General features: G+C 74.1%; 7 protein-coding genes. 2 read left to right on the forward strand and 5 right to left on the reverse strand.

The features are described 5' to 3' along the window. Positions 1–110: 110 nt before the first annotated feature. Positions 111–1625: a glycerol kinase GlpK gene (glpK, locus tag ABZV94_RS38990; RefSeq protein WP_356349395.1), complete on the reverse strand. Its 1515-nt coding sequence runs from the start codon at positions 1623–1625 to the stop codon at positions 111–113. A gap of 44 nt (positions 1626–1669) precedes the next feature. Next, positions 1670–2437, reverse strand: a complete 768-nt coding sequence (locus ABZV94_RS38995; protein ID WP_356349397.1) for an IclR family transcriptional regulator — start codon at positions 2435–2437, stop codon at positions 1670–1672. 183 nt (positions 2438–2620) lie between these two features. Between ABZV94_RS38995 and ABZV94_RS39000 the strand changes: the two genes are divergently transcribed. Next, complete coding sequence (locus tag ABZV94_RS39000) at positions 2621–3049, forward strand: ATP-binding protein (RefSeq protein WP_356349399.1); 429 nt, start codon at positions 2621–2623, stop codon at positions 3047–3049. Here the strand turns inward: ABZV94_RS39000 and ABZV94_RS39005 are convergent. The 3 genes from ABZV94_RS39005 to ABZV94_RS39015 form a co-directional block, all read right to left on the reverse strand. After that, on the reverse strand, positions 2989–4224 hold the full coding sequence (locus ABZV94_RS39005; RefSeq protein ID WP_356349401.1) for a PP2C family protein-serine/threonine phosphatase: 1236 nt from the start codon (positions 4222–4224) through the stop codon (positions 2989–2991). The two genes, ABZV94_RS39000 and ABZV94_RS39005, sit on opposite strands and share 61 nt — an antisense overlap. A 98-nt stretch (positions 4225–4322) precedes the next feature. Next, on the reverse strand, positions 4323–5081 hold the full coding sequence (locus tag ABZV94_RS39010; RefSeq protein ID WP_356349403.1) for an IclR family transcriptional regulator C-terminal domain-containing protein: 759 nt from the start codon (positions 5079–5081) through the stop codon (positions 4323–4325). A 106-nt stretch (positions 5082–5187) separates the two neighbouring features. Further along, on the reverse strand, positions 5188–5988 hold the full coding sequence (locus ABZV94_RS39015; protein ID WP_356349407.1) for an EamA family transporter: 801 nt from the start codon (positions 5986–5988) through the stop codon (positions 5188–5190). Positions 5989–6144: 156 nt separating this feature from the next. On the opposite strand from ABZV94_RS39015, the gene ABZV94_RS39020 reads away from it, so the two are divergent. Next, positions 6145–7002: a LysR family transcriptional regulator gene (locus ABZV94_RS39020; protein WP_356349405.1), complete on the forward strand. Its 858-nt coding sequence runs from the start codon at positions 6145–6147 to the stop codon at positions 7000–7002. Positions 7003–7179: the final 177 nt, after the last annotated feature.

Raw genomic sequence — 7179 nt, forward strand, 5'->3', positions numbered from 1 at the left:
GTGTCCGGGCGGGGCGAGCCGGTGCGCCGCTGTCGCCCGGACCCCCGTGGGCACCGCCCGCCGGCCCGCGGGCGGCTGAACCCGGCGGCTGCCACGAGCCACCGCCCGCGTCAGGTGGACCGCGGTGGTCTGACCCACCCCAGGGAGCGTTCGACGGCCCGCTGCCAGTCGTCGTACTCCGCCTCCCGCCGCTCGGGGTCCATGGCGGGCAGCCACTGGCCGGCCTTGTGCCAGTTGCGGCGCAGCACCTCCAGGTCGGACCAGTAGCCGGCGGCGAGCCCGGCCGCGTAGGCGGCGCCGAGGGAGACCGTCTCGGCGACCAGGGGCCGTACCACCGGCACGTCGAGCACGTCGGCCACGAACTGCATGAGCAGGTTGTCCGAGGTCATGCCCCCGTCCACCTTGAGCTGCTGGAGGGGGACCGAGGAGTCGGCGTTCATGGCGTCGACGACCTCCCGGGTCTGCCATCCGGTGGCCTCCAGGACGGCCCGCGCCAGGTGTCCCTTGGTGATGTACGAGGTGAGCCCGACGATGACCCCGCGCGCGTCGCTGCGCCAGCGCGGCGCGAACAGGCCCGAGAACGCGGGGACGATGTAGCAGCCGCCGTTGTCCTCCACCGTCCGGGCGAGGGTCTCGATCTCCGGCGCGCTGCTGATCAGCCCCAGCCGGTCACGGAACCACTGGACGAGCGCGCCGGTGACGGCGATCGACCCTTCCAGGGCGTAGGCCGGCTGCTGGTCCCCGATCTTGTAGGCGACCGTCGTGAGGAGCCCGTGCCGGGACCGCACCAGGTCGGTCCCGGTGTTCAGCAGCAGGAAGCTGCCCGTTCCGTAGGTGCACTTGGCCTCGCCCGGGGAGAAGCAGGTCTGGCCGAACAGGGCGGCCTGCTGGTCGCCGAGCGCGGCCGTGATGGAGACGCCCGGCAGCAGCGAGCGGGCCTCGCCGTACGGCTCGGCGGACGACCTGATCTCGGGCAGCATCGAGCGGGGCACCCCGAAGAAGTCCAGCAACTCGTCGTCCCAGGCGAGTTTGCGGATGTTCATCAGCATCGTGCGGCTGGCGTTGGTGGGGTCGGTGAGGTGCAGACCGCCCTCGGTGCCGCCGGTGAGGTTCCAGATCAGCCAGCTCTCGATCGTGCCGAACAGCACCTCGCCGTCCCGGGCGCGTTGTTCGATCCCCTTCACGTGGTCGAACAGCCACCGGATGCGCAGGGCGGAGAAGTAGGTGGACGGCGGCAGACCGCACCGGTCGAGGAAGAACGCCTCCCCGGGGTCCTCCCCGAGGGCGTCGACGAGCGGCGCCGTGCGCGTGTCCTGCCAGACGATCGCCCGGCCGAGCGGCGCGCCGGTCCGCCGGTCCCAGAGCACCGTCGTCTCGCGCTGGTTGGCCAGGCCGATCGCCGCGATCTGCTTCGGGTCCACGCCGGCGTCCGACAGGGCCTCGGGCACCACGCGCCGCAGGTTCTGCCAGATCTCGACGGCGTCGTGCTCGACCCATCCGGGCTTCGGGAAGTGCTGCTGATGCTCCTTCTGTGCGACCGAGACCAGGCGCCCACGGTGGTCGAACAGGATGCAGCGGGTCGAGTTGGTGCCCTGATCGATGGACATTACGTACCGTTCAGCCATGATCGGGTCTGCCTTCCGACGGATCGAGGTGCGGCGGTCCTGGCCTACCAGCGGGTGGCTCCGAGGTCCCTGGAGATCGCCCGCGCGGCCTCCCGGATCAGGCTGACCAGGTGCGGGCGGGGCCGGCCCTGGCTGTCGCAGATCCGCTCGACGGGCCCGGACAGCCCGATGGCGCCGACGACGAGCCCGCCGTGCCCCCGGATCGGCGCCGCGAGCCCGGCCTCGCCCATGCTCATCTCCTGGATCTCGGCGGCCCAGCCCAGCTCCCTCACCTCGGTGAGCGCCCGGGCGAGCCGCTCGGGATCGACCAGCGTGTGCCGGGTGTACGACTCCAGCCCCGGCGGCCGGACCGACTCGACCGTCGCGGTGCCGAAGGCCAGCAGGACCTTGCCGAGCGAGGAGGCGTGCAGCGGCAGCAGCGCGCCCACGTCCAGGGTCTGGAAGGTGTCGTCCGGCCGGAACACGTGATGGACGATGAGGACGCTGCCCTCCAGGGGCGTCCCGAGGCGCACCGCCTCCCCGCTGCGGGCGGCCAGGGCGTCGGCCCAGTTGAGGGAGCGCGAGCGCAGTTCGTTGACGTCCAGGTAGCTGGTGCCGAGGTGCAGCAGCGCGGCTCCCAGCTGGTACTTCCCGGTGGTCGCGTCCTGCTCCACGAAGTCCACGTGCTGGAGCGTGCGCAGGATGCCGTGGGCGGTGCCCTTCGCCAGCCCGAGCGACGCCGCCACCTCGCCGAGCCCGAGTCGGCGGGGCCCGCCGGCGAGCAGGCGCAGGATCGCCGCCGCCCGTTCGATCGACTGGACTGGGCCGGCCATGAAGCGAGCCTATTACCGCTGCGGGCGCTTCGCCGTGCGGGCGGTACGCCGGTCGCCGGCCCCCGCGTTCGGTAATGCCGACCGCCATTCATTGACCAGCACGATTTGTCTCCATAGCTTTCATGGAAGTCCGGAAAGGCGTCGCATCGTGCGCCCGGCCGGCACACACCATCGGGAGAGAACATGGCGGCACAGCTCAATACGCTGCTACGGGCGGCGGCACACGAACGCGTGTGTCCGGTGCCGCCCGTCCCCGGCGCCGTCTCGGCCGTGCGCCGGCATGCGGCGGCGGCCCTCGCCGACTGGAGTGTGTCTCCGGAGATCGTCGAGGACGCGCTCCTGGTGGTGTCGGAGCTGGCCACCAACGCGATCATCCACGCCCGGCCCCCGGCTGAGCTGCGGCTGTCCTGGCAGGCGAGCGACGGCGGCGGCACGCTGCGCGTGGAGGTCACCGACGCCGGACCCGCGCGTCCGCCGGGGCAGCCGCTCGGCTGGATCGATCCGGACGAGCACGGCCGGGGCGAGGCGATCGTGCACGCCCTGGCGACCCGTCACGGCATACGCGTCCATCGCGGCGGAGTCACCCGGTGGGCGGAGCTCGCCGCGGTCTGAGGGGCCTGCGGTCCGCAGGGCGCGTCGACCGGCTCCTGCGCGGCCGTCCTCCGCAGCAGGAGGAGGGCGGCGTCGTCGTGCAGCCGGCCGCCCACGTGCGCCAGCAGTTCCCCGTGGAGCCCGGTGAGCGTGCGGGACGGCTCATCGGACAGATGGCGGGCCACGCCCTCGGCCAGCGGATAGAACGCGCGGGCGTGATCGCGGGCCTCGGTGACGCCGTCGGTGTAGAGCAGCAGCTGGTCGCCCACGGTGAAGGGCAGCCGCTGGAGGCGGGGCGCCTCGCCCGACAGGGCGCGCAGCCCGAGGGGCGGCGCGGGATGGGCGGGCTCCACCGGCCCGACCTCTCCGGCGGCCGATATCAGCAGGGGAGGGGCGTGTCCGCAGTTCACCACCTCCAGGGGCCCCGACGCGGGGAAGCCGGCGACCACCGCGGTGACGAAGTCGTCCGGGCCGAGGTTGCGCGCCAGGCTCCGCTCGATCCGGCTGACGACGGCGAGCAGGTCGGGCTCGTCGTGGGCCGCCTCGCGGAACACCCCCAGCACCAGTGCGGCGGTCCCCACGGCGGGCAGCCCCTTGCCGCGCACGTCGCCGACGATCAGCCGGACGCCGTACGGGGTGGGCACCAGCGCGTAGAGGTCCCCGCCGATCCGGGCCTCCGCCGCCGCGGCGCTGTACCGGACGGCCACCCGAAAGGGGCCCACGGTCTCGGGAACGGGCTGGAGCAGTGCCTGCTGGGCGGCCTCGGCGACCGAGCGTACGGCCGCCAGGACCCGTTCCCGCCGGCCGCGTAGCGCTACGGCCAGGCCGCTCGCCGCGGTGACGGCCAGCAGGGCGCACAGGACGGCCGCCAGTTCGCGCACGGGAACCCCGTGCATCCATGCCAGCGCCGAGCCCGTCGCCGCGGCGAGGAGACCGGCGCACAGCACACCGCGCGGGCCGTGGATGGTGGCGGCCAGGGCGGGTGCGGCCGCCAGCAGCGGCAGCCAGGTCGCCCCCGTACCTCCGGTGACGCCGTCGAGTACGACGACCCCGGCGAACAGCACCGGCAGCCCGTGCACCACTGATGCCGACAGCCCCCAGGCGCGCCGGTGGACCGGTCCACAGATGCGGGCCACCCGGTTCCTGAACAGCCGCTCCAGCCTGCGGGGAGCGCCGTGGTGGGGGGCCTGGCTCATGTCTCGTCCGCAGTCCTCGTCTGTAGGGGGTGCACGCCCGTGTCGTTCGTTTCATCCAGCAAACGGGCCGGGCGGGGGCGCCCACAAGGAGCGGATTTTCAGATAGTGAGCGAGAGGCCTCTGGTCACCCGGTTCGCGACCGGGAGCAGCCGGGACCGGATCTCCGCGAGCCGGTCCTGCCGCTCCGCCGGCAGGGAGACCCCGAGCGAGCCGAGCGTGGTGCCGCGATAGACGGGTACGGCGATGCAGACCGTGCCGACCGCGTACTCCTCCAGATCCGTCACGGCCGGTGCCATCGGGGGCGACTCGATCCGTCGGAGCAACTCGGGGAGGCTGGTGATCGTGCGGGGCGTGAGGTCGGCGAGGTGGTGTCTGGACAGGTAGTCCCGGCGGGCCCCCGCGTCCAGCTCCCGCAGCACGGACTTGCCGAGCGCGGTGGCGTGTGCGGCGTCCTCGAACCCCACCCAGAGGTCCACCCGGGGCGTACGGGGGCCATCGACGATCTCGGCCACCCTGATCTCGCCGTCCTCGTAGAACGTCAGGTAGGCGGGCGTGGACAGCTCGTCCCGCAGGGCGGCCAGGGCCGGGCGTACGCGGCTGAGCAGCGACTGCGTGCCGCCCGCCGTGTACAGCGAGTTCAGCCGGTCGCCGAGGACGAACACGCCGTCGTCCAGCTTCCGCACGTATCCGTCGTGCACCAGGGTGCGCAGCAGGTGGTAGGCGGTGGCCAGGGGCAGCCGCGTCTCGCGCGCGAGCTGCTTCGCCGGCGCGCCGTTCTCGTGTGCGCTCACCGCCTCCAGCAGCCGGAAGGCCCGCTGCACGGAACCGATCAGGGTGGGACCGTCCTGAGCACCCATAGCTACCAGGCTGCCCCGACCACCTGGCCCGGGCAAGGCCGGGATCAAGGGGGCGGGTCCGGAGCCGTGTCCGCATCGGGCGCGGGCGTCGGTGTGCCGGTCCGCGTCAGCGCCGGGTGGCGAGGCTCCAGGCGTTCGCCAGCACCACCGCGCCGATCCCGGCCCACTCCACGGCGCCGAGGCCCTGGTCGAGGACCACCCGGCCGACCAGGGCCGCCAGGACCGGGTTGACGCTCATGAAGAGGCCGAACGTCTGCGCCGGTACGCGGCGCAGTGTCAGCAGGTCGGTCAGGTACGGCACGGCGGAGGAGAGGATCCCGGCGGCGACGGCGCACAGGACGGCACCGGCCGTCGGCGGGTGGCCGAGGACGACCGCGATGCCGACGGGCAGGAAGGCCAGCGCGGACACGGCCGAGGCCGCCGCCGCGCCCTGCGCCCCGGGGACGCGCCGCCCGACGACCCGGTTGAGCAGGATGTACGACGCCCAGCAGCACGCGGCGACCAGGCCGAGGGCCATCCCGGTGTAGTCGGCGGAGGGCCGCGGTCGCAGCAGGACCACGACCCCGGCCCCGGCCAGCACCGCGCACCCGGCGTCCAGCCGGCGGCGGGACGCGGCGAGCGCGATCGTGAGCGGCCCCAGGAACTCCAGGGTCACGGCGAGGCCCAGGCCGATCCGGTCGACGGCGCTGTACAGGCTGAGGTTCATCGTGCCGAACACCCCGCCCAGCAGCAGCACCGGCCACCACTGCCCCCAGGTGAACGCGCGCAGCCGGGGGCGGGCGACGGCGAGCAGGACGAGCGCGGCGACGTACTGCCGTACCGCCACCACGCCGAGGGGACCGAGGACGGGGAAGGCGAGGGCGCCCACGGCGGCGCCGGTCTGGTTGGACAGCCCGCTGCCGGCCATGGCGGCGACTCCGGCCAGCCGCCGGGGCGCGGGCGTGGCCGAGACCAAGGGCCCGGCCGCGGTGGGGTGTTCGAGAGCTGGTCGCATGCCCGTGATCGTGCGCCCGCGACGCACTTGCGCAAAATGCATCCCCGAGTCGATCTATACGCTGAACGTATGCACGACGTCGATCTGCGCCAGTTGCGCTGTCTCGTGGCCATCGTGGACGAGGGGACGTTCACGGACGCGGCGATCGCCCTGGGCGTCTCCCAGGCCGCCGTCTCCCGTGCCGTCGCCTCCCTCGAACGCGCCCTGGGCGTACGGCTGCTCAGGCGCACCTCCCGCGAGGTGACCCCCACCGCCACCGGCGTGCGCGTGGTCGCCCAGGCCCGGCGCGTCCTCGCCGACGTCGCCGCCCTGGTCCGGGAGGCCGCCTCGGGGCACTCCCGGCTGCGCGTCGGCTACGCCTGGTCGGCGCTGGGCCGCCACACGGTCGCCTTCCAGCGCCGCTGGAGCGCGGCCCACCGCGACACCGACCTGCACCTGGTCCGCGTCAACTCGCCCTCCGCCGGGCTCGCCGAGGGCGCCTGCGACCTCGCCGTCGTCCGCAGACCGCTCGACGACCGGCGCTTCGCCACCGCCCTCGTCGGGCTGGAGCGCAGGCTGTGCGCGCTCGCCGCCGACGATCCGCTCGCCCGGCGCCGCTCCGTACGGCTGGCCGACCTCGCCGACCGGCTCCTGCTGGTGGACCGCCGTACCGGCACGGCCACCCCCGAGCTGTGGCCGGCGGACTCCCGGCCGGCCACCGAGGAGACCCGCGACGTCGACGACTGGCTCACCGTCATCGCCGCCGGACGCGGGATCGGGGTGACCGCCGAGTCCACCGCGCACCAGTACCCGCGGCCCGGCATCGTCTACCGGCCGGTGCGCGACGCCGAGCCGGTCGCCGTACGGCTGGCCTGGTGGCGCGACGATCCGCACCCGTCCGTCCAGGCGGTGCTGGAGCTGCTCACCGAGCTGTACCGGGCGGCGTGAGCCGGGGCCGCGGCGCGGAGTTCTTCCAGACAAGTGAGATCATCCGCGCCACGCCGGCTCCCTGCCTCGGTCCCGGCACCCTGGGCGAGCCGGGTACCTGCCCACCCGCCCGCCGGCGGCGGTCCGGGGTCTGTTCGCCGCGAACGGCCACCCCCGCGCCGGCCCGTGGTCCGGGCG

This window comes from Streptomyces sp. NPDC004658, from assembly GCF_040609555.1.
Lineage (GTDB): Bacteria > Actinomycetota > Actinomycetes > Streptomycetales > Streptomycetaceae > Streptomyces.